The sequence below is a fragment of the Streptomyces sp. NPDC058662 genome (genome assembly GCF_042716255.1).
Classification (GTDB): domain Bacteria; phylum Actinomycetota; class Actinomycetes; order Streptomycetales; family Streptomycetaceae; genus Streptomyces.
The window spans coordinates 1-25,435 of record NZ_JBHXRU010000095.1 but is presented as its reverse complement, the minus strand read 5'-3'; the positions used below and the strand labels follow the sequence as shown (position 1 = coordinate 25,435).

The window sequence follows — 25,435 nt, the reverse complement described above, 5'->3', positions numbered from 1 at the left end:
CTGCACCGCAGGCGGCGGGGCGGTCCCGTTTCCGGGGCGGTCCGCCGGGGCCGGTAGGCTCGGGCTCGGGCGCTCACCCCGCAGGCGCCGGCCGCGCCCGCGCCGCCCCCGCTGTCCCTTCCGGAGGAGAACCGTGCCCGAGCTGCCCGAGGTCGAAGTCGTGCGGCGGGGTCTGGAACGCTGGGTGGCCGGTCGGACCGTGGAGTCCGTCGAGGTCCTGCATCCGCGCGCGGTACGCCGCCACCCCGGCGGCGGGGCCGATTTCGCGGCACGGCTCACGGGGCGGACCATCGAGGTGCCGCGGCGCCGCGGCAAGTACCTGTGGCTCCCGCTGGAGGGCCGCGACCTGTCCGTGCTCGGACACCTCGGGATGAGCGGGCAGCTGCTGGTGCAGCCGGGCGACGCCCCCGACGAGAAGCACCTGCGGATCCGGGTCCGGTTCGACGACGCGCTCGGCACCGAGCTGCGCTTCGTGGACCAGCGGACCTTCGGCGGCCTCTCGCTGCACGAGACCGCCGCCGACAGCGCCGACGGACTCCCCGATGTCATCGCGCACATCGCCCGGGACCCCCTGGACCCGCGGTTCGACGAGGTCGCCTACCACCTGGCCCTGCGCGCCCGGCGGACCACCGTCAAGCGGGCCCTGCTGGACCAGTCCCTGATCAGCGGGGTCGGCAACATCTACGCCGACGAGGCGCTGTGGCGCGCCAGGCTGCACTACGAGCGCCCCGCCGGAACACTCACGCGCCCCCGGAGCGCGGAACTCCTCGGCCATGTCCGCGACGTCATGAACGCGGCCCTCGACGTCGGCGGTACCAGCTTCGACAGCCTGTACGTCAACGTGAACGGCGAATCGGGGTACTTCGACCGCTCCCTGGACGCCTACGGCCGCGAGGACGAGCCCTGCCGCCGCTGCGGGACGCCGATGCGCCGCAGGCCGTGGATGAACAGGTCCAGCTACTTCTGCCCGCGCTGTCAGCGCCCGCCGCGTATCCCGTCGTAGGACTGCCGGGCCGTCAGCACATCCGGCATGCTCCCCTCCAGGAAGTGGATGAGGCTGAGCAGCCGGTCCGCGACCTCGACGCCGAGCGGGGTCAGCTCGTAGTCGACGCGCGGCGGGTTCGTCGGCTGCGCCTCGCGGTGGACGATGCCGTCGCGCTCCAGCGCGTGCAGCGTCTGGGACAGCATCTTCTCGCTCACGCCCTCCACCCGGCGGCGCAGCTCGTTGAAGCGGGCGGGGCCTTCGCGCAGCGCGCCCACCGTGAGGCTGCCCCAGCGACCGGTGACGTGCTCCAGGGTCTCCCGGGAAGGGCACGCGCGCGCGAACGCGTCGAACGGAAGTGTCTCCATGGAAAGAGCGTACCCTCATGCAGCGCTAACCAAGAGGTTGCGCTTTCAAAAAGTTAGTGCTTCTCTTTTCCTCGTCGCCCCGCACACCGAGGGGCGCCGCCACCCATCCAGGGAGAGACCAGCCATGTCCGCATCCACGCACGCCCCCGTCGTCTCGGTCGCCTACCACTCCGGGTACGGGCACACCGCCGTCGTGGCCGAGGCCGTCCGCGCCGGCGCCGCCGGGGCCGGCGCGACCGTCCACCTGATCAAGGTCGACGAGATCGACGACGCGCAGTGGGAGCTGCTCGACGCGTCCGACGCGATCGTCTTCGGGTCCCCGACCTACATGGGTACCGCCTCGGGCGCCTTCCACGTCTTCGCGGAGGCCACGTCCAAGCGCTGGTTCGGCGACGTCTGGCAGGACAAGGTGGCCGCCGGCTTCACGAACTCCGGCTCCAAGAGCGGCGACAAGCTGCACACCCTGCAGTTCTTCCAGACGCTGGCCGCGCAGCACGGCATGACCTGGGTGAACCTGGGCCTGAAGCCGGGCTGGAACTCCAGCGCAGGCAGCGAGAACGACCTGAACCGCCTCGGCTTCTTCTCCGGCGCCGCCGCCCAGACGAACTCCGACGAGGGCCCGGAAGGAGTGCACCCGGCGGACATCGCGACCGCCGAGCACCTCGGCCGCCGCGTCACCGAGCAGACCCGTACCGTCCTCGCGGGGCGGGCGGCCCTGGCCGCCGAGGTCCTGGTCTCCGTCTGACGTGCCCGCGGCGGTCGGGACGAGACGGGCCCGCGGCGGTCAGGGCCGCCCGCCCGGTGGCCCGCCGCCCGCCGCTCACCGCCCCTCGCGGGGAACGGCTAGAAGCCGAAGTTCTGCGTCCACCAGGGGCCGCCGGCGGCGAAGTGCGCGCCGACGCCCAGGGTGCGGAACTCGCAGTTGAGGATGTTGGCCCGGTGGCCCGGGCTGTTCATCCAGGCCTTCATCACGGCGTCCGCGTCGCCCTGGCCGCGGGCTATGTTCTCGCCGCCGAGGCCGGATATGCCGGCCTTGTCGGCGCGGTCCCACGGGGTGTTGCCGTCGGGGTCCGTGTGTCCGAAGAAGCCGCGGGCGGCCATGTCCTTGCTGAAGGCTCCGGCCAGCGCCGCGAGCGGCGGATTGGCCCGGACCGGGCCGCAGCCGGCCCGGTCCCGCTCCTGGTTCACCAGGGCGAGCACGGCCGCCTCCTCGGCGGAGTGCCCGTCCCCGGCGGGCGGGGCCGGGGGAGTGGACGGCGCCGGCGCGACCGGAGCCGGGGCGGGCTTCGACGGAGCCTTGGCGGAGGGGGTCGGCGCGGCCGACGGGGCCGCGCTCGGCGAGGCCGGTGCGGACGGCGACCCGGACGGGGACGGGCTCGCGGAGGGTGACGGGGAGGCGGACGCCGAGGCGCCGGCGGACGGGGATGCGCTCTCGGTCCCGGTCGACCCGCGGCCGGACAGGCTGGCGAGACCGCCCTGCTGCTCCGGCGTGGCGGCGGGGCCGCGCGAGGGCTGGGCCGCGGCCCGCGGGCGCTCCGCGTCCGAGTCGCTGACGCCCACGTAGGGGAAGGAGCCGCCGACCGGCACCGTGCCGGTGGTGACGGCCGCCGCGCCGAGGGCCACGGCTACGGAGGCGCCGAGCAGGCCGGTGCGCACGGCGGTGCCGCGCGTGCCGCCGCGGCGCGGCGCGGCGTGGAGTCGGTGGCGTCCCATCGGCGTCGGGCCTTCCGTGCGAGAGAGATCGGGGTGACTCGCCCGAACGGGTGAGCTCATTGGTGCGCGACTGTACGCCATGGGGCCGAGGGGGCGATGTGACCCGAAAGTGTTTGCCCGGTTAGCGTTCACGCATGAATGAGGATGTCCGTCTGACCGCCTGGGTGCGCGGCCGTGTACAGGGAGTGGGCTTCCGCTGGTTCACCAGGGCGAATGCTCTGGAGATCGGCGGAGTGGTCGGCTTCGCGCTCAACCTGGACGACGGGCGGGTGCAGGTGGTGGCCGAAGGTCAACGTGAGAAGTGCCACCGGCTGCTGGACTGGCTCCGGTCCGCCGACACGCCCGGGCGGGTGGACGGAGTGACAGAGATCTGGGGGACAGCGCGCGGTGGCTACGACGGGTTCGCGATCCGCTGAGGGCGCCGGCCGATCATGTACTGATCACATCCCGGACCGGCCGCACCGCGCCGGAACTGCGCGTTCGTCCGTGACGCGTTGCCGATGAGGGGGATCCGTGGAAGGCTCGAAGACGAGGGTGGTCTCCACGTCCCCTTCGAGGACCGGGCCGTCCGCCGATACGGGGCGTGATCGTGTTGACCGTCAAACTTTTTGGTGAGACGCTGGAAGCCCCGCGCACCTGAGCTGTTTGGCAGTGTTGGCAGTAGTAAGCGCAGTGACTGTCAGTCGCTGCCGGACATCCGCGGGTGCGATTCCCTCACGACCCACCCCGCTTCGGTCGGTCACTCAGTGTGGAGGACCATCCATCATGGCAAAGGCGCTTCTCGGTTACGTCGGCGGTTCCGACCCGCGACTCCTCGCCGAGATGCGACGGCTTCAGCAGCGCGTCCAGGACCTTGAGTCCGAGCTCGTACGGATTCAGTCCGAGAATGACGCGCTGAACGCGGCCGCCGCTCAGCACGACGGAGACTCGCTGCTGGACAGCATCGACATCGACGTACCCCAGGCGGAGCCTGCGCTCACCTGATTCGCACCACTCGTCGCTCGATTCCAGCCTCGCATGATCTGCAAGGGACGCTCCGGCGTCCCTTCTTTCTTTGCCCGGGCCTTTGCCCCGGATCTTTGCCCGAATGCCTGAGGTGAGTGCTGCCCCGCACCTTCGTGGGTGAAACCGCCCGTGAAAGGTAGAGTCCGGCGGCGTGCACCTCAAGTCTTTGACCCTGCGCGGCTTCAAGTCCTTTGCTTCCGCCACCACCCTCCGCTTCGAACCCGGCATCACCTGTGTGGTGGGTCCCAACGGCTCGGGCAAGTCCAATGTGGTGGACGCGCTGTCCTGGGTCATGGGCGAGCAGGGCGCCAAGTCGCTGCGCGGCGGGAAGATGGAGGACGTCATCTTCGCCGGGACCACCGGCCGCCCGCCGCTCGGCCGCGCCGAGGTGTCCCTGACGATCGACAACTCCGACGGCGCGCTGCCGATCGACTACGCCGAAGTCACCATCACGCGGATCATGTTCCGCGGCGGCAGCAGCGAGTACCAGATCAACGGGGACACCTGCCGCCTCCTGGACATCCAGGAGCTGCTCTCCGACTCCGGGATCGGCCGCGAGATGCACGTCATCGTCGGCCAGGGCCGGCTGGACGCCGTACTGCACGCTGATCCCACGGGGCGCCGCGCCTTCATCGAGGAGGCGGCCGGCGTACTGAAGCACCGCAAGCGCAAGGAGAAGGCCCTGCGGAAGCTGGACGCGATGCAGGCCAATCTGGCGCGCGTGCAGGACCTGGGCGACGAGCTGCGGCGACAGCTCAAGCCGCTCGGCCGGCAGGCCGCGGTCGCCCGCCGGGCGGCCGTGATCCAGGCGGACCTGCGCGACGCGCGGTTGCGGCTGCTCGCCGACGACCTGGTGGTACTGCGGCGCGCGCTCGACGCGGAGATCGCCGACGAGGCCGCGCTCAAGGACCGCAAGGAGGCCGCCGAGGCCAGGCTCGCGGACGCCCTGCGCCGGGAGACGGAGCTGGAGGCGGCGGTACGGGACCTCGCGCCCAGGCTCCGCGCCGCTCAGCAGACCTGGTACGAGCTGTCGCAGTCCGCGGAACGGGTGCGCGGTACGGAGTCCCTGGCGCGGGCGCGCGTCCGCAGCGCGGGCGCCCCGGTGGAGGAGGAGCGGCGCGGCCGGGACCCCGAGGACATGGAGCAGGAGGCGGCGCGGATCCGCGAGCAGGAGGCGGAGCTGGCCGCTTCCGCGGAGGCCGCCTCGCACGCCCTGGAGGACACGGCCGAGCACCGGGCGGAGCTGGAGCGCGCGCTCGCCGAGGAGGAACGGCGGCTGCGGGACGCGGCCCGGGCCGTCGCCGACCGGCGCGAGGCGCTGGCCCGGCTGACCGGGCGGCTCGGCGCGGCCCGCTCCCGCGCCGGCGCGGCGCAGGCGGAGATCGACCGGCTGGTCGCGGCGCGCGACGAGGCCGAGTCGCGGGCGGTGGCGGCGCGGGAGGAGTACGAGGAACTGGCGGCGCGGCTCGGCCCCCTGGACACCGACGCGGCGGCGGCCGCCCGGTACGAGGCGGCGCGGGCCGGCCTCGCGGAGGCCGAGGCAGGCCTGGGCGCCGCCCGGGACGCGGTCGCGGACGCGGAGCGGTCGCGGGCGGCGGTCTCGGCGCGCCGGGACGCGCTGGCGCTCGGGCTGCGCCGCAAGGACGGTACGGGGGCCCTGCTCGCGGCGCGCGAGCGGCTGGCCGGGCTGCTGGGACCGGCGGCCGAGCGCCTCACGGTGGCCCCGGGGTACGAGGTCGCGGTGGCCGCCGCGCTGGGTGCGGCGGCGGACGCGGTGGCCGTGGCCTCGCCCGGGTCGGCCGCTGCGGCGATCCGCCACCTGCGCGCGGCGGACGCCGGCCGCGCCACCCTCCTGATCACCCCGCCGGCCCCCGTGCTCCCGGTGCAGGGCCCGGCGCCCGACTCGGAGGCCGGCGCCGCCCCGGACGGTGCGGACGGGGCGGGGCAGCCATGCGGCGTCCCCCGTCCGGCCGCGCCGCCGTACCCGGAGTCCGCAGCTCCGGTACGGGCCGTGCTCGGAGCCCCGGCCGGGCACACCCGGTCGGAGCCGGCCCCGGAGCCGGCCCCGGGGGTCGGTGCGGCCGAGCGTGCGGGCGCCGCCTCCCTGGTGGACGGGGACGCCGCGCTGCTGCGGGCTGTGAGCCGGATCCTGCGGGACCACGTGGTGGTGGCGACCCTCGACGAGGCCGAGGCGCTGGTCGCGGAGCGGCCCGAGCTGGTGGCCGTCACCGTCGACGGGGACGTGCTGGGCGCCCACCTGGCACACGGCGGCTCCGCCGGCGCGCCCAGCCTGATCGAGGTGCAGGCCGCCGTCGACGAGGCGGCCGCCGAGCTGGCCCGGCTGGACGGGCGCTGCCGTGAGCTCGGCGAGGACCTGGCGGCGGCGCGGACCCGCCGCGAGGAAGGGGCCGCGCTGGTCGAGGAGCTGGGGGAGCGGCGCCGGGCCGGCGAGCGCGCCCGGGCCGGGGCCGCGCAGCAGCTCGGACGCCTCGCCGGCCAGGCGAAGGGCGCTGCGGGTGAGGCCGAGCGCGCCGCGGCCGCCGCGGCCAGGGCGCAGGAGGCGCTGGAGCAGGCCCTGGCCGAGGTGGAGGAGTGCGCGGAGCGCCTGGCGACCGCCGAGGAGATGCCCGTGGAGGAGGAGCCGGACACCTCGCGGCGGGACCGGCTCGCGGCCGACGGGGCCAACGCGCGGCAGACCGAGATGGAGGCACGGCTCCAGCTCCGGACGCACGAGGAGCGGGCCAAGGGGCTGGCAGGCCGGGCCGACGCGCTGGACCGCGCGGCCCGCGCGGAACGCGAGGCACGCGCCCGCGCCGAACGGCGCCGGGCCCGTCTGCGGCACGAGGCGGAGGTCGCCGGCGCGGTGGCGGACGGCGCCCGCCAGCTGCTCGCGCACATGGAGGTCTCGCTGCGCCGTGCCGAGGAGCAGCGGGCGGCCGCCGAGTACGCCCAGGGCCTGCGCGAACGCGAGCTGGGGGAGGCCCGCGACCGGGCCCGGGACCTCAAGGGCGAGCTCGACAAGCTCACCGACTCGGTGCACCGGGGCGAGGTGCTCGGCGCCGAGAAGCGGCTGCGCATCGAGCAGGTGGAGGCCAGGGCGCTGGAGGAGTTCGGTACGGAGCCCGGGGCCCTGGTGGCCGAGTACGGGCCCGACCAGCCGGTGCCGCCGTCCCCGCCGGCCGAGGGCGAGGAGCTCCCGCAGGACCCGGACCACCCGCGCAACCGTCCCGGCCCCTTCGTCCGCGCCCACCAGGAGAAGCGGCTCAGGGCGGCCGAACGGGCGTACCAGCAGCTCGGCAAGGTCAACCCGCTCGCCCTGGAGGAGTTCACGGCGCTGGAGGAGCGGCACCAGTTCCTCAGCGCACAGCTGGAGGACCTGCGCAAGACCCGGGCCGACCTCCTTCACGTGGTGAAGGAGGTGGACGCCCGGGTGGAGCAGGTGTTCACCGAGGCGTTCCGGGACACGGCGCGGGAGTTCGAGGGGGTGTTCTCGCGGCTGTTCCCCGGCGGCGAGGGCCGCCTCGTCCTCACCGACCCCGACGACATGCTGGCGACCGGGATCGATGTGGAGGCCCGGCCGCCGGGCAAGAAGGTCAAGCGGCTGTCGCTGCTCTCGGGCGGCGAGCGCTCGCTGACGGCCGTGGCCCTGCTGGTCTCCATCTTCAAGGCGCGGCCCAGTCCGTTCTACGTGATGGACGAGGTCGAGGCCGCGCTCGACGACACGAACCTGCAGCGGCTGATCCGGCTCATGGAGGAGCTCCAGGAGAGCTCGCAGCTGATCGTGATCACGCACCAGAAGCGGACGATGGAGGTCGCGGACGCCCTGTACGGGGTGTCGATGCAGGGCGACGGTGTCTCGAAGGTCATCAGCCAACGGCTCCGCTGAGGGGCAGATGCCGCTCAGCTGAGCGAAGCGCATTCAAGAAGTGAATCCCAATCTGGGGCGCCTCGTGGGCTGCGCGGGATTCGGCGTGATTCGCCTCTGGTCTTGACTTCATGAAATGAACGCATAGGCTCGCTCCGCTGTCTCCCGCCCTTCGGGTGGTGCTCGATCTTGACCTGTGCGCCACTGTAAGGACGGACGAACCCCCCACGGAGCACACTTTGACCAGCACAGCGAAGGCATCGTCGTCAGGCGGCGGATCCGGGTCGCAGCCCGACCACCTCGGCCACGTCATCTTCATCACCGCGGCGGCGGCCATGGGCGGCTTCCTCTTCGGCTACGACAGCTCCGTGATCAACGGCGCCGTCGAAGCGATCCGCGACCGGTTCGACGTCGGCTCCGAGGTCCTGGCCCAGGTGATCGCCGCCGCACTGATCGGCTGCGCGTTCGGCGCCGCCACCGCGGGCCGCATCGCCGACCGGATCGGCCGTATCCGCTGCATGCAGATCGCCGCCGTCCTCTTCACCGTGAGCGCCATCGGCTCGGCCCTCCCGTTCGCCCTCTGGGACCTCGCCATGTGGCGGGTGATCGGCGGCTTCGGCATCGGCATGGCCTCGGTGATCGGCCCCGCCTACATCGCCGAGGTGTCCCCGCCCGCCTACCGCGGCCGGCTCGCCTCCTTCCAGCAGGCCGCCATCGTCACCGGCATCGCCATCTCACAGCTCGTCAACTGGGGCATCCTGAACCTCGCCGACGGGGACCAGCGCGGCGAGATCGCCGGCCTGGAGGCCTGGCAGTGGATGCTCGGCGTCATGGTCGTCCCGGCCGTGCTCTACGGGCTGATGTCCTTCGTCATCCCGGAGTCCCCGCGCTTCCTGATCTCCGTCGGCCGCAACGAGCAGGCCCGGCAGGTGCTGCGCGAGGTCGAGGGCTCGAAGGTCGACCTGGACGCCCGCGTTGCCGAGATCGACCTGGCTATGCGCTCCGAGCACAAGTCCACCTTCAAGGACCTGCTCGGCGGCCGCTTCGGGCTGCTCCCCATCGTGTGGATCGGCATCGGCCTCTCCGTCTTCCAGCAGCTCGTCGGCATCAACGTGATCTTCTACTACAGCTCCTCGCTGTGGCAGTCGGTCGGCATCGACCCGACCAGCTCGTTCCTGTACTCCTTCACCACGTCGATCATCAACATCATCGGCACGGTGATCGCGATGATCTTCGTGGACCGGATCGGCCGCAAGCCGCTGGCCCTCATCGGCTCCGTCGGCATGTCCCTCTCCCTCGGCCTCGCCGCCTGGGCGTTCTCGTACAAGACGGGCACCGGCGACAACATCACCATGCCCGACACCCAGGGCACGGTCGCGCTGGTCGCCGCCCACTCCTTCGTGCTCTTCTTCGCCCTGTCCTGGGGCGTGGTGGTCTGGGTGCTGCTCGGCGAGATGTTCCCGAACCGCATCCGGGCCGCGGCCCTCGGCGTCGCCGCCGCGGCCCAGTGGGTCGCCAACTGGCTCATCACCGTCACGTTCCCGACCCTGTCGGACTGGAACCTGTCCGGCGCCTACGTGATCTACACCGTCTTCGCCGTGCTCTCGATCCCGTTCATCCTCAAGTGGGTGCCGGAGACCAAGGGCAAGGCGCTGGAGGAGATGGGGTAACCATCCCCGCCACCACCCCTTCTCCTCGATACTGCCCCGGCTCAGTCCTTGAGCCGGGGCAGTACCTGTTCGCACAGCAGGTGCAGGCTGCGCCAGCCCTCGTCCAGCGGCATACCGCCGCACAGCGGGTGCAGGACGAGGTTCCCCGCCTCGCCCGCGCCCCGCGCGTACGCCACCGCCTCGTCGGGGGTGAGGACCCGGTACACGCCCTCCGCGCGCAGCTCCGCCACCGTCCGCGCGCCCGACCGTACGGCGCTGCGGATGTCCTCGGACTGCCAGGACGCGTACATGCCCGCCTCGTGCAGGAAGTGCTCGCCGTACTCGGCCCAGACCCGGTCCGGGTCCTCTGCGATGTGCAGCAGCGGGGTCTCGGCCGCGGGCATCATGCAGAAGCCCTCCGTGCCGAACTCCGAGAGCCGGGCGTGGTAGTACGCCTCCAGTTCCGGCAGGTGCGCGCTGGGGAAGAACGGCAGCCCGAGCCTGGCCGCACGCCGGGCCGCCGCCTCGGAGCTGCCGCCGACGAGCAGCAGCGGGTGCGGGCGGGTGAACGGCGTCGGGGTGACCCGCACCGTCCGGCCGCGGTACGCGAAGGGCTCGCCGGTCCAGGCCTTCAGCAGCGTCTCCAGCAGCTCGTCCTGAAGCCTGCCGCGCCGGGCCCACTCCACGCCGTGCTGCTCGTACTCCTCGCGCCGGTAGCCGATGCCCGCCACGGTGACGAGCCGCCCGCCGCTGAGCAGGTCGAGGACGGCGATGTCCTCCGCGACCCTCAACGGGTCGTACAGCGGACCGATGATCGCCGAGACGGTGACGGCGATCCGGCGGGTCGCGCCGAAGACCGCGCCGGCGAAGGCGAAGGGGGAGGGCAGCCAGTGGTTGGCGGTGCCGTGGTGCTCCTCGGTCTGGACGGTGTCCATTCCCCGGTCGTCCGCGTAGCGCGCCATCTCCACAGCCGTGCGGTACCGGGCGGAGAGGGACGCGGGGGTGCCGTTCGGGTCGACGAGATTGAACCGGGCCACGGTGATGGGCATGGGGAGTCCCCCTTCGCCGGATGCGGGTGGGCGGGCGAAGGGGGACGTTAGCTGACGTTGCGTCAGTTGGACAGGGATTCGGCGAGTACGCGCTCCTCGCGGGCGGGCCCCGCCGAAGCCGCCGGCCGCGTGCGCGGCAGAGGCGCGTCGAGAGGTCGCCCCGCAGGCCGAACAACGGCCCGGACCGGCGATTTCCGGCCGGACGGCAGGCCCGCCGCCCGCGGGGTAACCAGCCCGGCCGTGCGCCGTGGCTGATACTGGGGGGGTTATGGACATCCTTATCCTTGCCGTAGTCATCGCCCTGGTCGCGGTCGGCGCGATCAGCGGGCTCGTGATCGGCAGCCGCAAGAAGAAGCAGCTGCCGCCCTCGGCTCCGTCGAGCACGCCGACCATCACTGCCCCGCCCGCCGAACCCCAGGTGGGGGAGGACGCCGCACCGACGGCGCAGGAGCCGCGCCGCACCATCGAGGAGGTCGACCTCCCCGGCGCCGCCGAAGCCCCGACCGCCGTCGAGGACCCGGTCGTCGAGGCTCCGCCCGCGCCCGCGATCGAGGTGCCCGAGCCCACCGCCGGCCGCCTGGTCCGGCTGCGCGCCCGCCTCGCCCGGTCGCAGAACTCGCTCGGCAAGGGGCTGCTCACGCTCCTGTCCCGCGAGCACCTCGACGAGGACACCTGGGAGGAGATCGAGGAGACCCTTCTGATCGCCGACGTCGGTGTCGTACCCACCCAGGAGCTGGTCGACCGGCTCCGCGAGCGGGTCAGGGTGCTCGGCACCCGTACGCCCGCGGACCTGCGCGCCCTGCTCAAGGAGGAACTGCTGGCGCTGGTCGGCACCGACTTCGACCGCGCCGTGAAGACGGAGAGCGGTGTCGACACCCCGGCCGTCGTGATGGTCGTCGGCGTCAACGGCACCGGCAAGACCACCACCACCGGCAAGCTGGCCCGGGTGCTCGTCGCCGACGGCCGCAGCGTGGTGCTCGGTGCGGCCGACACCTTCCGCGCCGCCGCCGCCGACCAGCTCCAGACCTGGGGCGAACGCGTCGGCGCGCGTACCGTACGCGGCCCCGAGGGCGGCGACCCGGCGTCCATCGCCTACGACGCCGTCAAGGAGGGCATCGCCGAGGGCGCCGACGTGGTGCTCATCGACACGGCGGGCCGCCTGCACACCAAGACCGGCCTCATGGACGAGCTCGGCAAGGTCAAGCGGGTCGTGGAGAAGCACGGCCCGCTGGACGAGGTCCTGCTGGTCCTGGACGCCACCACCGGGCAGAACGGCCTGACCCAGGCCCGTGTCTTCGCCGAGGTCGTGGACATCACCGGCATCGTCCTGACCAAGCTCGACGGCACCGCCAAGGGCGGCATCGTCGTCGCCGTCCAGCGCGCGCTGGGCGTCCCGGTCAAGCTCATCGGGCTCGGTGAGGGCCCGGACGACCTGGCCCCCTTCGAGCCGGAGGCGTTCGTGGACGCCCTGATCGGCGACTGAGCGCCCCCCCCCGCACGCACACCGGTGCCCCCGCCTCCCCACCCGGGGAGCGGGGGCGCCGGTGCGAGCGGGACTACCGCCGCGAGCGGTGGCAGATGTACGCCAGGGTGCCGAGCAGCAGCCGGGCCTGCGGCGGGCCCCCGGCGGAGTCGAGCGCCGGCGGCCGCAGCCAGCCGACCGGCCCGAGCCCGGCCCGGTCGGACAGCGGCGCCGTCACGAACGCGCCGCGGCCCAGCGCGCGCAGGTCGAGGTCGGCGTCGTCCCAGCCCATCCGGTACAGCAGCTGCGGCAGCTCCGCCGCGGCGCCCGGGGCCACGAAGAACTGCGCCCGGCCGTCGGGGGTGACGATCACCGGGCCCAGCGGCAGGCCCATCCGCTCCAGCCGGACCAGCGCGCGCCGCCCGACCTCCTCGGAGACCTCGATGATGTCGAAGAAGCGGCCGACGGGGAGCAGCGCCGCCGCGCCCGGGTACTCGCCCCACGTCTTCGCGACCTCGTCCAGCGTGGCCCCCGCGGGGACCGTCGGGGCGAAGTCCAGTGGATGCGCGCCCGGGGCCGCGCACCGAGCGTCCCCGCAGGAGCAGTCGCGGGAGGGCGCCGCGGCGCGGGCGCCGGGCACCACATCCCAGCCCCACAGCCCCGTGTACTCCGCCACCGCCGTGCACTCAGAGGTCCGGCCGCGGCGCCGGGCGCCGGTGCGGAACTCCTTGGTGCCTCGGCTGCCGCCGATCGTGAAGCCCATGCCCATGCCCCCTCCAACGGGTCGGACGCGCCGGTGGTTACGAGCTCGGTGGGACCCGCTGCCGACGGTCCGCCGCGGGGTGCCCTCCGGGCCGGCCCGGCGCACTCCCCGCCGCGCACGCCCCCGGTGCACTCCCGTCCACCAATCCGTTTTCACCTCGGTGTCAAGTGAATCGCGCCTGGCCGGTGGCCAGTTCATTCAAAGGGGTGGCGAATGGTGGCGTTTCCGGAATCGCCCTCGCCGGAGGGGTGATCGTAGGATTACTTTCGGTGCACGAAGCCCGGAGGTGGACCCGAGCGTGGGTATGCCGGTGGCAATCTGTGAAGGATCTGTGAAGGTCCATGGCGGCGCTCGGCGCCCCCGCCAGGGTTTCGGGTGGAGAAGCAGAGCGGATGGGGGCGTTCCAGTGGGCGGCAACGGCGCAAGCGGAGCGATCGAGGACCCGGCTGCCCGCAACGAGCAGCTGACCTCCTGGTTCGTTCGCAGCGGCTGGTCCAAGGGCGAACTCGCCCGCCAGGTCAACCGCCGGGCCCGCCAGATGGGCGCCCACCACATCAGCACGGACACCTCCCGCGTACGCCGCTGGCTCGACGGGGAGCAGCCGCGCGAGCCCGTCCCGCGCATCCTGTCCGAGCTGTTCTCCGAGCGCTTCGGCTCCGTCGTCGCCATCGAGCAGCTCGGCCTGCGCACCGCCCACCAGACCCCGTCCGTCTCCGGGGTCGACCTGCCCTGGGCCGGCCCGCAGACCGTCGAGCTGCTCGGCGAGTTCTCCCGCAGCGACCTGATGCTGGCCCGCCGCGGCTTCCTCGGGACCTCCCTCGCCCTGTCCGCGGGCCCCGCCCTCATCGAGCCCATGCAGCGCTGGCTCGTCCCGTCCCCGGCCGCCGACCCGGGAGCGCGCGAGCCGGGACCGGCGGGCGCCCGCGGCGGGCACCGGCCCTCCCGGCTGTCCGGGCCCGAGCTCGACCTCCTCGACGCCACGACCGTGATGTTCCGCCAGTGGGACGCCCAGTGCGGCGGCGGACTGCGCCGCAAGGCCGTCGTGGGCCAGCTCCACGAGGTCACCGACCTGCTCCAGGAGAACCACCCCGCCCCGGTCATGAAACGGCTGTTCAAGGTCGCCGCGGAGCTCGCCGAACTCGCCGGCTGGATGAGCTACGACATAGGGCTGCACCCCACCGCGCAGAAGTACTTCGTCCTCGCCCTGCACGCCGCGAAGGAGGGAGGGGACAAGCCGCTGGGCTCGTACATCCTCTCCAGCATGAGCCGTCAGATGATCCACCTGGGCCGGCCGGAGGACGCCCTGGAACTCATCCACCTCGCCCAGTACGGCAGCCGCGACTGCGCCGGACCGCGCACCCAGGCCATGCTGTACGCGATGGAGGCCCGCGCCTACGCCAACATGGGGCAGCCCAGCCGCTGCAAGCGCGCGGTCCGGATGGCCGAGGACACGTTCGGCGACGTCGGCTTCGGCGGCGAACCCGAGCCCGAACCCGACTGGATCCGCTTCTTCTCCGAGGCGGAACTGAACGGCGAGAACTCGCACTCCTACCGCGACCTGGCCTATGTCGCCGGGCGCAGCCCCACCTACGCCTCCCTCGCCGAACCCGTCATGGAACGGGCCGTCGAGCTCTTCGAGAAGGACGAGGAGCACCAGCGCTCCTACGCCCTCAACCTCATCGGCATGGCCACCGTGCACCTGCTCCAGCGCGAGCCCGAGCAGGCCGCCGTCCTGGTCGGCCGCGCCCTCGACGTGGCGGGCAAGGTCCGGTCCGAACGGGTGAACACCCGTCTGCGCAAGACCGTCGACGCAGCCGCCCGCACCTACGGCGACGTCGCCGAGGTGGTCCGGCTCACCGACCACCTCGCCTCGCGGCTCCCCGAGGCCGCCGAGGCCGTCTGACGGCCCGCGCGGCCGCCTCCCCCCGGCCCCCGGCCGCGGCAGACACCCCGAGAAGCCCGATCAGGCTCCCCCAGCCAGGTCATCCGGGTGCTGCCGCGGCCGGGACCATCCCCGGCGGGCCCACCGCCCCGCCCGGACGGCGGCGGTCCTGTTCATCGCCCCGTAACAGCCGGGACGTCTTCGTCATCGCGGTGAAACACCGAGCGGCGCCGCCGGAAACCGGCCTGCGCGAATCTCAGGGCCAGTGACCGGCGAGGCCCCCCATCCGGCCGGCCGCCCTCAACACCGCTCAGGTTTTCACGATCGCCCGCACGCGAACGTACCGACGACGAGGAGACGCCGATGGCATCAGCCATCACGACCCTCGCGGCAGACGCCCCGACGCTGTCTGCCGCGAACACCGGGTTCATGCTCATCTGCTCCGCCCTGGTCATGCTGATGACCCCCGGACTCGCCTTCTTCTACGGAGGCATGGTCCGCGTCAAGAGCAGTCTCAACATGCTGATGATGAGCTTCATCAGCCTCGGGATCGTCACGATCCTCTGGGTCCTCTACGGATTCAGCCTCGCCTTCGGCACCGACTCCGGCTCCCTCATCGGCTGGAACTCCGACTACCTCGGCCTCAGCGGCATCGGCATCACCGAGCTGTGGGACGGCTACACCATCCCGGTCTACGTCTTCGCCGTCTTCCAGCTGATGTTCGCCGTCATCACCCCCGCCCTGATCAGCGGCGCGCTCGCCGACCGGGTCAAGTTCAGCGCCTGGGCCCTCTTCACCGCCCTGTGGGTCACGGTCGTCTACTTCCCCGTCGCCCACTGGGTCTGGGGCGCCGGCGGCTGGCTGTTCGAGATGGGCGTCATCGACTTCGCGGGCGGCACCGCCGTCCACATCAACGCGGGCGCCGCGGCGCTCGGCGTCATCCTGGTCATCGGCAAGCGCGTCGGCTTCAAGCGGGACCCCATGCGCCCGCACAGCCTGCCGCTGGTGATGCTCGGCGCCGGCCTCCTGTGGTTCGGCTGGTTCGGCTTCAACGCGGGCTCCTGGCTCGGCAACGACGACGGCGTGGGCGCCGTCATGTTCGTCAACACCCAGGTCGCCACCGCCGCCGCCATGCTCGCCTGGCTCGCCTACGAGAAGCTGCGCCACGGCTCCTTCACCACCCTCGGCGCGGCCTCCGGCGCCGTCGCCGGCCTCGTCGCCATCACCCCGGCCGGCGGCGCGGTCAGCCCGCTCGGCGCGATCGCGGTGGGCGCCATCGCCGGCGTGCTCTGCGCCATGGCGGTGGGCCTGAAGTACAAGTTCGGCTACGACGACTCCCTCGACGTCGTCGGGGTCCACCTCGTGGGCGGGATCGCCGGCTCCCTCCTGGTCGGCCTCTTCGCCACCGGCGGGGTCCAGTCCGACGTCGCCGGCCTCTTCTACGGCGGCGGCCTGGAGCAGCTCGGCAAGCAGGCCGTCGGTGTCTTCGCCGTCCTCGCCTACTCTCTGGTGGCGTCCGCGCTGCTCGCCTTCCTCCTCGACAAGACGATCGGGATGCGCGTCAGCGAGGACGACGAGGTCTCCGGCATCGACCAGGTCGAGCACGCCGAGACCGCCTACGACTTCAGCGGAGCCGGCGGCGGTGCCTCCTCCCGGAGCACCTCCGCCACCGCCACCGCCGCCGCCGCGAGCAAGAAGGTTGACGCATGAAGCTCATCACCGCGATCGTGAAGCCGCACCGGCTGGACGAGATCAAGGACGCCCTGCACACCTTCGGCGTCCAGGGCCTCACGGTCTCCGAGGCCAGCGGCTACGGCCGCCAGCGCGGCCACACCGAGGTCTACCGGGGCGCCGAGTACACCGTCGACCTCGTGCCCAAGATCCGTATCGAGGTGGTCGTCGAGGACGAGGCGGCCGACGACGTCATGGACGTGATCGTCGCCGCCGCCCGCACCGAGAAGATCGGTGACGGCAAGGTGTGGAGCGTCCCCGTGGAGTCGGTCATCCGGGTCCGCACCGGCGAGCGCGGCGCTGACGCGCTCTAGGTGACGGGAGCTCCCGGGTGTCGAGCGTCGAAGAGAGCACGGACCACACGGCCGACTCGGGACCCAGCGGATACGCCGCGGCCCGGCTGCGACTCCTCCAGGAGGAGTCGCGGTCCGGGCCCTCCCGGCGTTCCGCCCTCGCCGGGCTGACCGACGACTGGCTGACCTCGCTGTTCACCGCCGCCGTACGGGAGACCGGCGTGCGGGGAGCGGCCCTCGTCGCCGTCGGCGGCTACGGGAGGGCCGAGCTCTCCCCGCGCAGCGACCTCGACCTGGTGCTGCTGCACGACGGCAGGGCGGAGCCCCGGGCGCTGAGCGCCCTGGCCGACCGCCTCTGGTACCCGGTGTGGGACCTGGGCGTCGCCCTCGACCACTCGGTCCGCACCCCCGCCGAGGCCCGCAAGACCGCCGCCGAGGACCTCAAGGTGCACCTCGGCCTGCTCGACTCCCGGGTCGTCGCGGGCGACGCCGGACTCCTCGCGGGCCTGCGGACCTCCGTCCTGGCCGACTGGCGCAACCAGGCCGCCAAGCGGCTCCCGCAGCTGCACGCCCTGTGCCGCGACCGGGCCGAACGGGCCGGGGAGCTCCGCTTCCTCCTCGAACCCGACCTCAAGGAGGCCCGCGGCGGCCTCCGCGACGCCACCGCGCTGCGGGCGGTGGCCGCGTCCTGGCTGGCCGACGCCCCGCGCGAGGGCCTCGTCGAGGCCCGGCGGCGGCTCCTCGACGCACGCGACGCCCTGCACCTCGTGACCGGCCGCTCCACCGACCGGCTCTCCCTCCAGGACCAGGACCAGGTCGCGGCCCGGCTCGGGCTGCTCGACGCGGACGCGCTGCTGCGCGAGGTGTACGCGGCCGCGCACGTCGTCGCGTACGCGGGCGACGTGACCTGGCGCGAGGTCGGACGGGTGCTGCGGGCGCGCGCCGCCCGCCCCAGACTGCGCGGACTGCTCGGCCCCCGGGGCGCCCCGGCGGTCGAGCGGGCGCCCCTGGCCGAGGGTGTCGTCGAGTCCGACGGGGAGGCCGTACTGGCCCTGGCCGCGCGGCCCGACCGGGACCCCGTCCTGCCGCTGCGGCTCGCCGCGGCCGCCGCGCAGGCGGGACTCCCCGTGTCCCTGCACGCCCTGCGCCGCCTCGCGGCGCAGGCGAAGGCGCTCCCCGTGCCGTGGCCGGCCGAGGCGCGCGAGCAGCTGCTCACCCTGCTGGGGGCGGGGGAGCCGATGGTGCCCGTGTGGGAGGCCATGGAGGCGGAAGGCCTGATCACCCGGCTGCTGCCGGACTGGGAGCGGGTGCGGTGCCGCCCCCAGCGCAATCCCGTGCACACCTGGACCGTGGACCGGCACCTGATCGAGACGGCGGTGCGGGCCTCCGCCCTGACCCGCCGGGTGGGCCGGCCCGACCTGCTGCTGATGGCGGCCCTGCTCCACGACATCGGCAAGGGCTGGCCCGGCGACCACTCGGTGGCCGGCGAGACCATCGCCCGCGACATGGCCGCCCGGGTCGGCTTCGACGCGCCGGACGTCGCCGTCCTCGGCACCCTCGTACGCCACCACCTGCTGCTGATCGACACCGCGACCCGGCGCGACCTGGACGATCCGGCGACGGTCGGGTCCGTGGCGCGGGCCGTCGGCTCGGTCGGCACCCTGGAGATCCTGCACGCCCTGACCGAGGCGGACGCCCTGGCCACCGGGCCGGCGGCGTGGAGCGCCTGGCGCGGCTCCCTGGTCGCGGACCTCGTCGCGCGGGTCGCCGCCGTCCTGGAGGGCGGCGCCCCCGCCGCACGCGACCTGGAGGTCCCGACCACCGAGCAGGAGCGGCTGGCCGTGGAGGCCCTGCGCACCCGCGAGCCGGTGCTCGCGCTGCACGCCCGCCAGGAGGAGGACGCCGTCGGCGGGGAGCTCGTCGTGGCCGTCCCCGACCAACCGGGCGTCCTCCCCGCGGTCGCCGGGGTGCTGGCCCTGCACCGGCTCACGGTGCGGGCCGCCGAGCTGCGCTCCCTGGAGCTCCCCGACCGGCTGGGCGAGGTACTCGTCCTGCGCTGGCGGGTGGCGGCCGAGTACGGGTCGCTGCCGCAGGCCGCCCGGCTCCGTACCGACCTGGTGCGCGCCCTCGACGGCTCGCTCGACGTCCCGGCGAAGCTGGCGGACCGCGAGGCGGCCTACCCCAGACGGCGCGGCGTGGTCCCGCCGCCGCCCCGCGTCGCCGTGGTCCCGGGCGTGTCCTCGCTGGCCACCGTCCTGGAGGTGCGAGCCCCGGACGCGCTGGGGCTGCTGCACCGCATCGGACGCGCCCTGGAGGCCGGGGGAGTACGGGTCCGCAGCGCGCACGTCTCCACGCTGGGCGCGAACGCGGTGGACACCGTGTACGTGGTCGACGCCGACGGCAAACCCCTGCCCGCTCCCGCCGCGGCCGCGCTGGCCGGGGCCGTCCAGGCGGCGCTCGCGTAGGCGGGAGCCGCTGCGGGAAGGGGAACGGCGCCCACAGGGCCGGGCCGGCGGCGCGGCCCGATACCCTGGGGGACGACCACAACGCCCCCGACCCGAGGAATCGCGACCACCGTGTTCGATACGCTCTCCGACCGCTTGGCGAATACCTTCAAGGGCCTGCGCGGCAAAGGCCGGCTGTCCGAGGCTGACATCGACGCAGCGGCCCGGGAAATCCGTATCGCGCTCCTTGAGGCCGACGTCGCCCTCCCGGTCGTCCGCTCCTTCATCGCGAACGTCAAGGAGAGGGCCCGCGGCGAGGAGGTCAGCAAGGCGCTGAACCCCGGCCAGCAGGTCCTCAAGATCGTCAATGACGAGCTGGTCACCATCCTCGGTGGCGAGACCCGTCGGCTCCGGTTCGCCAAGACCGCGCCCACCGTGATCATGCTGGCCGGCCTCCAGGGTGCCGGTAAGACCACCCTCGCCGGAAAGCTCGGCCTCTGGCTCAAGGGGCAGGGCCACGCCCCCCTCCTCGTCGCCTGCGACCTCCAGCGCCCCAACGCCGTCAACCAGCTGTCCGTCGTCGCCGAGCGCGCGGGCGTCGCGGTCTACGCGCCCCAGCCCGGCAACGGCGTGGGCGACCCGGTCCAGGTCGCCAAGGACTCCGTTGAGTACGCGCGCACCAAGCAGTACGACATCGTCATCGTCGACACCGCCGGCCGTCTCGGCATCGACGCCGAGCTGATGCGGCAGGCCGCGGACATCCGCGACGCCGTCAGCCCGGACGAGATCCTGTTCGTCGTCGACGCCATGATCGGCCAGGACGCGGTCAACACCGCCGAGGCCTTCCGCGACGGCGTCGGCTTCGACGGCGTCGTGCTCTCCAAGCTCGACGGCGACGCCCGCGGCGGTGCCGCGCTCTCGATCGCGCACGTCACCGGCAAGCAGATCATGTTCGCCTCGAACGGCGAGAAGCTCGACGAGTTCGACGCCTTCCACCCGGACCGCATGGCGGGTCGGATCCTCGACATGGGTGACATGCTCACCCTCATCGAGCAGGCCGAGAAGACCTTCTCGCAGGCCGAGGCCGAGAAGATGGCGGCCAAGCTCGCCAAGGGCCCCAAGGAGTTCACGCTCGACGACTTCCTGGCCCAGATGGAGCAGGTCCGCAAGATGGGCTCCATCTCCAAGCTGCTCGGCATGCTCCCCGGCATGGGGCAGATCAAGGACCAGATCAACAACATCGACGAGCGCGACGTGGACCGCACCGCCGCGATCATCAAGTCGATGACCCCGGCCGAGCGCCAGGACCCGACGATCATCAACGGCTCGCGCCGCGCCCGTATCGCCAAGGGCTCCGGCACCGAGGTCAGCGCGGTCAAGTCGCTCGTCGAGCGCTTCTTCGACGCCCGCAAGATGATGTCCCGCATGGCGCAGGGCGGCGGCATGCCTGGTATGCCCGGCATCCCGGGGATGGGTGGCGGCCCCGGCCGCCAGAAGAAGCAGGTCAAGCAGGCCAAGGGCAAGCGCAAGAGCGGCAACCCGATGAAGCGCAGGGAAGAGGAAGCCGCAGCGGCCGCGCGCCGGGAGCAGGGTCCGCAGGCGATCGAGCCCGTGGACGCGGGCAACCCCTTCGGCCTGCCCGCGCCCGGTCAGCCCGGTGGGGACTTCGACCTTCCGGACGAGTTCAAGAAGTTCATGAAGTAGTAACCGCGCGACGGCGCGGCGGGCCCCGGGCGTGTGCGCACGTCCGGGGCCCGCTGTCGTGCGCGGGAGCGCTGTCGGAGCCCTGCCGGAGTCCGGCCGCGGTCCCGCTGGAGCGATGGGCGGGTTTGTCCCTTATGGTCGGCCGAGAGGACGGCAGAAGGAGGCGCCCCGTGCCCAGCCCCACCCCCGTACCGCCGCGCGACCGGGCCGACACGCCCTGGCGCTCGGAGGGTGCCCCGCCCGCCCCGTCCCCGAAGAAGGGGATGCCGGGCGGCTGGCGGGGGCTGATCCTCGCGGCCCTGATCGTCTACCTGATCACCAACCTGGTGCTGTCGTTCTTCAACGAGGGCGACGAGCCGACGATCTCGTACACGGAGTTCAGCAAGCAGGTCGCCGGCGGCAACGTCTCGAAGATCTACTCCAAGGGCGACGCCATCCAGGGCCAGCTCAAGGCGGAGCGGCCGCTGCCCGACGGCGACAAGGGCGACTACACCAAGTTCGTCACGCAGCGCCCCGCCTTCGCCGACGACCAGTTGTGGGCCGACCTCACCAAGCAGAACGTGACCGTCACGGCCGAACCGGTCGTCGTGCAGCGCAGCTTCCTGGCCAATCTGCTGATCTCCCTGGCCCCGATGCTGCTGCTGATCCTCCTGTGGGTGTTCATCGCCCGCCGGATGGGCGCCGCGACGGGCGGCGGCATGGGCGGGCTGGGCCGCAAGGCGCCGCCCAAGCCGGTGGAACTGGAGGCGGGCGCCAGGCGCACCACCTTCGAGGACGTGGCGGGCATCGACGAGGTCGAGGGCGAGCTCAACGACGTCGTCGACTTCCTGCGCAACCCGCGGGCGTACCGCGACATGGGTGCCCGGATGCCCCGGGGCGTCCTGCTGTCCGGCCCACCCGGCACGGGCAAGACCCTGCTGGCGCGGGCGGTGGCGGGCGAGGCCGGGGTGCCGTTCTTCTCCGCCTCCGCCTCCGAGTTCATCGAGATGATCGTCGGTGTCGGAGCCTCCCGGGTCCGCGAACTCTTCGCGGAGGCGCGCAAGGTGGCCCCCGCGATCATCTTCATCGACGAGATCGACACCATCGGCCGGGCGCGCGGCTCGGGCGCGGGCATGGGCGGACACGACGAACGCGAGCAGACCCTGAACCAGATCCTCACCGAGATGGACGGGTTCACCGGCTCCGAGGGGGTGATCGTGCTGGCCGCCACCAACCGGGCGGACGTCCTGGACCCCGCGCTGACCCGGCCGGGCCGGTTCGACCGCACGGTGGCCGTCTCACCGCCCGACCGCACCGGCCGCGAGGCCATCCTGCGCATCCACACCCGCGACATCCCGCTCGACGACGACGTGGACCTGGTCCAGGTCGCCCGCACCACCCCCGGCATGACCGGCGCCGAACTCGCCAACCTCGCCAACGAGGCCGCGCTGCTGGCCGTCAAGCGCGGCCGGCGCTCCGTCGGCCGGGCCGATCTGTCCGACGCCCTGGAGAAGGTGCAGCTGGGCGCGGAGCGGTCCCTCGTGATGCCGGAGGAGGAGCGCCGCCGGACGGCGTACCACGAGGGCGGACACGCGCTCCTGGGCATGCTCCAGCCGGGCGCCGACCCGGTCCGCAAGATCACCATCGTCCCACGGGGGCGCGCGCTCGGCGTCACGCTCTCGACCCCGGACGCGGACCGGTACGCGTACACGGAGGACTACCTCCGCGGCCGCATCATCGGGGCGCTCGGCGGCATGGCGGCCGAGCACGTGGTCTACGACGTGGTCACCACCGGTTCCGAGAGCGACCTGGAGCAGGTCACCGGCCTCGCCCGGGGCATGGTCGGCCGCTGGGGCATGAGCGAGCGCGTCGGCCGGCTCACCGCGCTCCCCTCGGACGGACAGAGCCCCTACGGCCTGTCCGCCGCCCCCGCCACCCTCGACGCGGTGGACCAGGAGATGCGGCGGATCGTGGACGAGTGCTACGAGGACGCCTGCCGCCTGCTGCGCGAGAACCGCCCGAAGCTCGACGCCCTCGCCGACGCCCTCCTCGCCGCCGAGACGCTGGACGAGGCGGCCGCCTACGCCGCCGCGGGCATCCCCCGCCTGGCGAAGGCACCCGGCACGGACTGAGCGCACCCGGCACGGACTGAGCGCACCCGGCACGGACTGAGCGCCGCGGACGCCGCGGCCCCGGATCCGGCGGCCCGCCCGATCCGCTCAGGCCACCCGGGTGATGACGTACCGGAAGATGTTCGGCAGCCACACGGCCCCGTCCGGCCGCTCGTACGGGTGAAGGGCCTCGGCCAGCTCCTTCTCCGCCAGCGCCGGATCGGACATCCCGAACGGCGGGGCACCGCCGCCTCCGCGGGAACCGGTCCCCGCCCCGGAGTACAGCCCGGTGGACAGCAGCCCGCGCACGGCGCTGTCCACGTCCGCGTACCCGAACGGGCAGAACACCCGCCCCGAGCCGTCCGGTCTGAGCCCGGCCCCCTCCGCGAGCGCGTCCAGGTCCTTGGGGGCCGGGCCGCCGCCCAGCACCGCGGGCACCGTGCAGCGCTCCGCGGGGCCCCAGTCGGCCAGCACCACGGCCCCGCCCAGCCGCACCGCGGGCAGCGCGGCCGCCAGCGCGGCCGGCGTCGGCGAGAAGGCCAGCAGGGCGTCGTACGGGCGGGCCGCGGCGGGCGGCGCCGCCAGTACCTCCAGCAGCCGTTCGCGGGCCAGCGCCCGGCGGGCCGGATCCGCCTCCACACCCGTGGCCGCGGCGCCCCGCCCGGCCGCCAGCAGCAGGGCCAGCCCGGCCCCGCAGTCGAGGCCGAGCAGTCGGTCTCCCGGGCCGACCTCCAGCCGGTCGTAGACCGCCTCGTACAGCGGTACCAGCATCCGTTCCTGGATCTCCGCCCAGTCCCGGGCGACGAGCGTCGCCGTCGGCATCGGTGTCATCGAAAGAGCGCTCCTGATTCCGTTTCGCCCCCTTGCCCCCGTTGCCAGGGAACTCCCCATTCGCCCTCGCGTCCAGAGGAGCGCGCCACCCGATTCACGCTCGGTGCACCCGGCGCCGTACCATTCGCGCCATGGCAAAGGCACCCGTTCTCACCCCGCAGGCGGAGGATTTCCCCCGCTGGTACCAGGATCTGATCAACAAGGCCGAGCTGGCCGACAACGGTCCGGTACGCGGCACCATGGTCATCAGGCCGTACGGCTACGGCCTGTGGGAGCGGATGCAGCAGGAGATGGACGCGCGCATCAAGGACGCGGGCGCCCAGAACGCGTACTTCCCGCTGTTCATCCCGCAGTCGTACCTGACGAGGGAGGCGGAGCACGTCGAGGGCTTCGCCCCCGAGCTCGCGGTCGTCACGCACGGCGGCGGCAAGGAGCTGGACGAGCCGGTCGTCGTCCGGCCCACGTCCGAGACGATCATCAACGACTACTTCTCCAAGTGGGTCCAGAGCTACCGCGACCTGCCCCTCCTCATCAACCAGTGGGCCAACGTGGTCCGCTGGGAGATGCGTCCGCGCGTGTTCCTCCGGACGAGCGAGTTCCTCTGGCAGGAGGGCCACACGGCCCACGCCACCTACGAGGACGCCCGCGACTACGCGGCGCGGATCCACACGGACGTCTACGGCGACTTCATGACGAACGTCCTCGGCATCGACGTCGTCCTCGGCCGCAAGACCGCCAAGGAGCGCTTCGCCGGCGCCATCAACACCCTCACCCTCGAAGGCATGATGGGTGACGGCAAGGCCCTCCAGCTGGGCACGAGCCACGAGCTCGGCACCAACTTCGCCAAGGCCTTCAACACCCAGTACCTGTCCAAGGAGGGCAAGCAGGAGCTCGTCTGGCAGACCTCGTGGGGCGTCTCGACCCGCATGGTCGGCGGCCTGATCATGTCCCACGGCGACGACAACGGCCTGCGGGTGCCGCCGCGTCTGGCGCACGTCCAGGTCGTCGTCATGGCGATCAAGGGCGACGAGGCCGTCGCGAAGGTCCGCGAGCTCGGTGCCCGGCTCAAGGCCGCGGGCCTGCGCGTGCAGGTCGACGACCGTGTGGACACCCCCTTCGGCCGCCGCGCCGTGGACTGGGAGCTCAAGGGCGTGCCGGTCCGCATCGAGATCGGCCCCCGCGACCTGGAGGCCGGCACCGCGATGCTGGCCCGCCGGATCCCGGGCGGGAAGACCCCCGTGCAGATCGACGCGCTCGCCGACCTGCTGCCCAAGGTGCTGGACGAGGACCAGGCGCAGCTGCTGCGCGAGTCCCGCGAGCGCCGCGAGTCCCGTACGTCCGACGTCGCGACCATCGGGGAGGCCGCCGAGGCCGCCGTCGCCGGCGGCTGGGCCCGGATCCCGTGGGCGGACCTCGGCCCCGAGGGCGAGGCCAAGCTCGCCGAGCAGGCCGTCTCCGTGCGCTGCCTGATCGCCCCGGACGGCTCGGTTCCGCAGACGGACGACGCCCCCGGCACCCTCGCGATCGTCGCCCGCTCCTACTGATCCGGCCGGGCTCCCACGCCCCGGCGCGCGGCACCAGCCGCGCGCCGGGGCGGAGGCGTC

General features: G+C 73.2%; 19 protein-coding genes. 14 read left to right on the top strand and 5 right to left on the bottom strand.

The window, feature by feature from the left end:
• The first annotated feature begins 133 nt into the window (after positions 1-133).
• Positions 134-1,003, top strand: a complete 870-nt coding sequence (gene mutM / locus ACFWUQ_RS25865) for a bifunctional DNA-formamidopyrimidine glycosylase/DNA-(apurinic or apyrimidinic site) lyase (protein ID WP_384542473.1) — start codon at positions 134-136, stop codon at positions 1,001-1,003.
• Here the strand turns inward: mutM and ACFWUQ_RS25860 are convergent.
• On the bottom strand, positions 976-1,350 hold the full coding sequence (locus ACFWUQ_RS25860) for a winged helix-turn-helix transcriptional regulator (RefSeq protein ID WP_384542470.1): 375 nt from the start codon (positions 1,348-1,350) through the stop codon (positions 976-978). The two genes, mutM and ACFWUQ_RS25860, sit on opposite strands and share 28 nt — an antisense overlap.
• A 124-nt stretch (positions 1,351-1,474) precedes the next feature.
• On the opposite strand from ACFWUQ_RS25860, the gene ACFWUQ_RS25855 reads away from it, so the two are divergent.
• Positions 1,475-2,095 (top strand): flavodoxin family protein, encoded by a 621-nt coding sequence (locus tag ACFWUQ_RS25855; RefSeq protein ID WP_384542467.1) that lies wholly within the window; start codon positions 1,475-1,477, stop codon positions 2,093-2,095.
• A 98-nt stretch (positions 2,096-2,193) separates the two neighbouring features.
• Here the strand turns inward: ACFWUQ_RS25855 and ACFWUQ_RS25850 are convergent, their stop codons facing one another.
• Entirely contained in the window at positions 2,194-3,063 is an 870-nt protein-coding gene (locus tag ACFWUQ_RS25850; RefSeq protein ID WP_384542464.1) for a CAP domain-containing protein, read from the bottom strand.
• Positions 3,064-3,197: 134 nt separating this feature from the next.
• On the opposite strand from ACFWUQ_RS25850, the gene ACFWUQ_RS25845 reads away from it, so the two are divergent.
• The 4 genes from ACFWUQ_RS25845 to ACFWUQ_RS25830 all read left to right on the top strand — a co-directional run bounded on the left by ACFWUQ_RS25845 (position 3,198) and on the right by ACFWUQ_RS25830 (position 9,603).
• The gene (locus ACFWUQ_RS25845) at positions 3,198-3,479 is read left to right on the top strand and encodes an acylphosphatase (RefSeq protein WP_384542462.1); all 282 of its coding nucleotides are present in this window, start codon (positions 3,198-3,200) and stop codon (positions 3,477-3,479) included.
• A gap of 349 nt (positions 3,480-3,828) precedes the next feature.
• Positions 3,829-4,047 (top strand): hypothetical protein, encoded by a 219-nt coding sequence (locus tag ACFWUQ_RS25840; RefSeq protein ID WP_030032603.1) that lies wholly within the window; start codon positions 3,829-3,831, stop codon positions 4,045-4,047.
• Between the two features lie 172 nt (positions 4,048-4,219).
• Positions 4,220-7,954 carry an AAA family ATPase gene (locus ACFWUQ_RS25835; RefSeq protein WP_384542459.1) on the top strand — a complete coding sequence of 1,245 codons (3,735 nt, stop codon included), beginning with the start codon at positions 4,220-4,222 and terminating at the stop codon, positions 7,952-7,954.
• A 218-nt stretch (positions 7,955-8,172) separates the two neighbouring features.
• Positions 8,173-9,603 carry a sugar porter family MFS transporter gene (locus tag ACFWUQ_RS25830; RefSeq protein ID WP_384542457.1) on the top strand — a complete coding sequence of 477 codons (1,431 nt, stop codon included), beginning with the start codon at positions 8,173-8,175 and terminating at the stop codon, positions 9,601-9,603.
• Positions 9,604-9,644: 41 nt separating this feature from the next.
• Here ACFWUQ_RS25830 and ACFWUQ_RS25825 read toward each other — a convergent pair whose 3' ends face one another.
• Complete coding sequence (locus ACFWUQ_RS25825; protein ID WP_384542454.1) at positions 9,645-10,631, bottom strand: LLM class flavin-dependent oxidoreductase; 987 nt, start codon at positions 10,629-10,631, stop codon at positions 9,645-9,647.
• Positions 10,632-10,899: 268 nt separating this feature from the next.
• Between ACFWUQ_RS25825 and ftsY the strand changes: the two genes are divergently transcribed.
• Positions 10,900-12,114, top strand: coding sequence for a signal recognition particle-docking protein FtsY (gene ftsY, locus ACFWUQ_RS25820; protein ID WP_384542451.1), 1,215 nt, complete (start codon positions 10,900-10,902; stop codon positions 12,112-12,114).
• A gap of 73 nt (positions 12,115-12,187) precedes the next feature.
• On the opposite strand, the gene ACFWUQ_RS25815 is transcribed toward ftsY, so the two are convergent.
• Entirely contained in the window at positions 12,188-12,856 is a 669-nt protein-coding gene (locus tag ACFWUQ_RS25815; RefSeq protein WP_384542447.1) for a bifunctional DNA primase/polymerase, read from the bottom strand.
• Positions 12,857-13,262: 406 nt separating this feature from the next.
• Between ACFWUQ_RS25815 and ACFWUQ_RS25810 the strand changes: the two genes are divergently transcribed.
• The 6 genes from ACFWUQ_RS25810 (at position 13,263) to ftsH (ending at position 23,021) form a co-directional block, all read left to right on the top strand.
• The gene (locus tag ACFWUQ_RS25810) at positions 13,263-14,759 is read left to right on the top strand and encodes a hypothetical protein (RefSeq protein ID WP_384542444.1); all 1,497 of its coding nucleotides are present in this window, start codon (positions 13,263-13,265) and stop codon (positions 14,757-14,759) included.
• A gap of 342 nt (positions 14,760-15,101) precedes the next feature.
• The gene (locus ACFWUQ_RS25805; protein WP_384542441.1) at positions 15,102-16,448 is read left to right on the top strand and encodes an ammonium transporter; all 1,347 of its coding nucleotides are present in this window, start codon (positions 15,102-15,104) and stop codon (positions 16,446-16,448) included.
• Positions 16,445-16,783 (top strand): P-II family nitrogen regulator, encoded by a 339-nt coding sequence (locus ACFWUQ_RS25800; protein ID WP_384542438.1) that lies wholly within the window; start codon positions 16,445-16,447, stop codon positions 16,781-16,783. Before ACFWUQ_RS25805 ends, ACFWUQ_RS25800 begins: the two co-directional genes overlap by 4 nt.
• 17 nt (positions 16,784-16,800) lie before the next feature.
• Positions 16,801-19,227: a [protein-PII] uridylyltransferase gene (locus ACFWUQ_RS25795; RefSeq protein WP_384542436.1), complete on the top strand. Its 2,427-nt coding sequence runs from the start codon at positions 16,801-16,803 to the stop codon at positions 19,225-19,227.
• A gap of 111 nt (positions 19,228-19,338) precedes the next feature.
• Positions 19,339-20,910: a signal recognition particle protein gene (gene ffh / locus ACFWUQ_RS25790; protein ID WP_384542434.1), complete on the top strand. Its 1,572-nt coding sequence runs from the start codon at positions 19,339-19,341 to the stop codon at positions 20,908-20,910.
• Between the two features lie 134 nt (positions 20,911-21,044).
• Positions 21,045-23,021: an ATP-dependent zinc metalloprotease FtsH gene (gene ftsH / locus ACFWUQ_RS25785; RefSeq protein WP_384542432.1), complete on the top strand. Its 1,977-nt coding sequence runs from the start codon at positions 21,045-21,047 to the stop codon at positions 23,019-23,021.
• Between the two features lie 87 nt (positions 23,022-23,108).
• On the opposite strand, the gene ACFWUQ_RS25780 is transcribed toward ftsH, so the two are convergent.
• The gene (locus tag ACFWUQ_RS25780; RefSeq protein WP_384542429.1) at positions 23,109-23,822 is read right to left on the bottom strand and encodes a methyltransferase type 11; all 714 of its coding nucleotides are present in this window, start codon (positions 23,820-23,822) and stop codon (positions 23,109-23,111) included.
• Positions 23,823-23,962: 140 nt separating this feature from the next.
• Between ACFWUQ_RS25780 and proS the strand changes: the two genes are divergently transcribed.
• Positions 23,963-25,375 carry a proline--tRNA ligase gene (gene proS, locus ACFWUQ_RS25775; RefSeq protein ID WP_384542426.1) on the top strand — a complete coding sequence of 471 codons (1,413 nt, stop codon included), beginning with the start codon at positions 23,963-23,965 and terminating at the stop codon, positions 25,373-25,375.
• Positions 25,376-25,435 lie beyond the last annotated feature (60 nt).

Excerpts from the sequence above, each read along its gene's own strand:
- ACFWUQ_RS25805 (WP_384542441.1), top strand. The coding sequence starts at position 15,102 with ATGGCATCAGCCATCACGACCCTCGCGGCAGACGCCCCGACGCTGTCT.
- ACFWUQ_RS25815 (WP_384542447.1), bottom strand. The coding sequence starts at position 12,856 with ATGGGCTTCACGATCGGCGGCAGCCGAGGCACCAAGGAGTTCCGCACC.
- ACFWUQ_RS25850 (WP_384542464.1), bottom strand. The coding sequence starts at position 3,063 with ATGGGACGCCACCGACTCCACGCCGCGCCGCGCCGCGGCGGCACGCGC.
- ACFWUQ_RS25840 (WP_030032603.1), top strand. The coding sequence starts at position 3,829 with ATGGCAAAGGCGCTTCTCGGTTACGTCGGCGGTTCCGACCCGCGACTC.
- ACFWUQ_RS25825 (WP_384542454.1), bottom strand. The coding sequence starts at position 10,631 with ATGCCCATCACCGTGGCCCGGTTCAATCTCGTCGACCCGAACGGCACC.
- ACFWUQ_RS25845 (WP_384542462.1), top strand. The coding sequence starts at position 3,198 with ATGAATGAGGATGTCCGTCTGACCGCCTGGGTGCGCGGCCGTGTACAG.
- ftsY (WP_384542451.1), top strand. The coding sequence starts at position 10,900 with ATGGACATCCTTATCCTTGCCGTAGTCATCGCCCTGGTCGCGGTCGGC.
- ftsH (WP_384542432.1), top strand. The coding sequence starts at position 21,045 with ATGGTCGGCCGAGAGGACGGCAGAAGGAGGCGCCCCGTGCCCAGCCCC.
- ACFWUQ_RS25780 (WP_384542429.1), bottom strand. The coding sequence starts at position 23,822 with ATGCCGACGGCGACGCTCGTCGCCCGGGACTGGGCGGAGATCCAGGAA.
- proS (WP_384542426.1), top strand. The coding sequence starts at position 23,963 with ATGGCAAAGGCACCCGTTCTCACCCCGCAGGCGGAGGATTTCCCCCGC.
- ACFWUQ_RS25855 (WP_384542467.1), top strand. The coding sequence starts at position 1,475 with ATGTCCGCATCCACGCACGCCCCCGTCGTCTCGGTCGCCTACCACTCC.
- ACFWUQ_RS25860 (WP_384542470.1), bottom strand. The coding sequence starts at position 1,350 with ATGGAGACACTTCCGTTCGACGCGTTCGCGCGCGCGTGCCCTTCCCGG.
- ACFWUQ_RS25800 (WP_384542438.1), top strand. The coding sequence starts at position 16,445 with ATGAAGCTCATCACCGCGATCGTGAAGCCGCACCGGCTGGACGAGATC.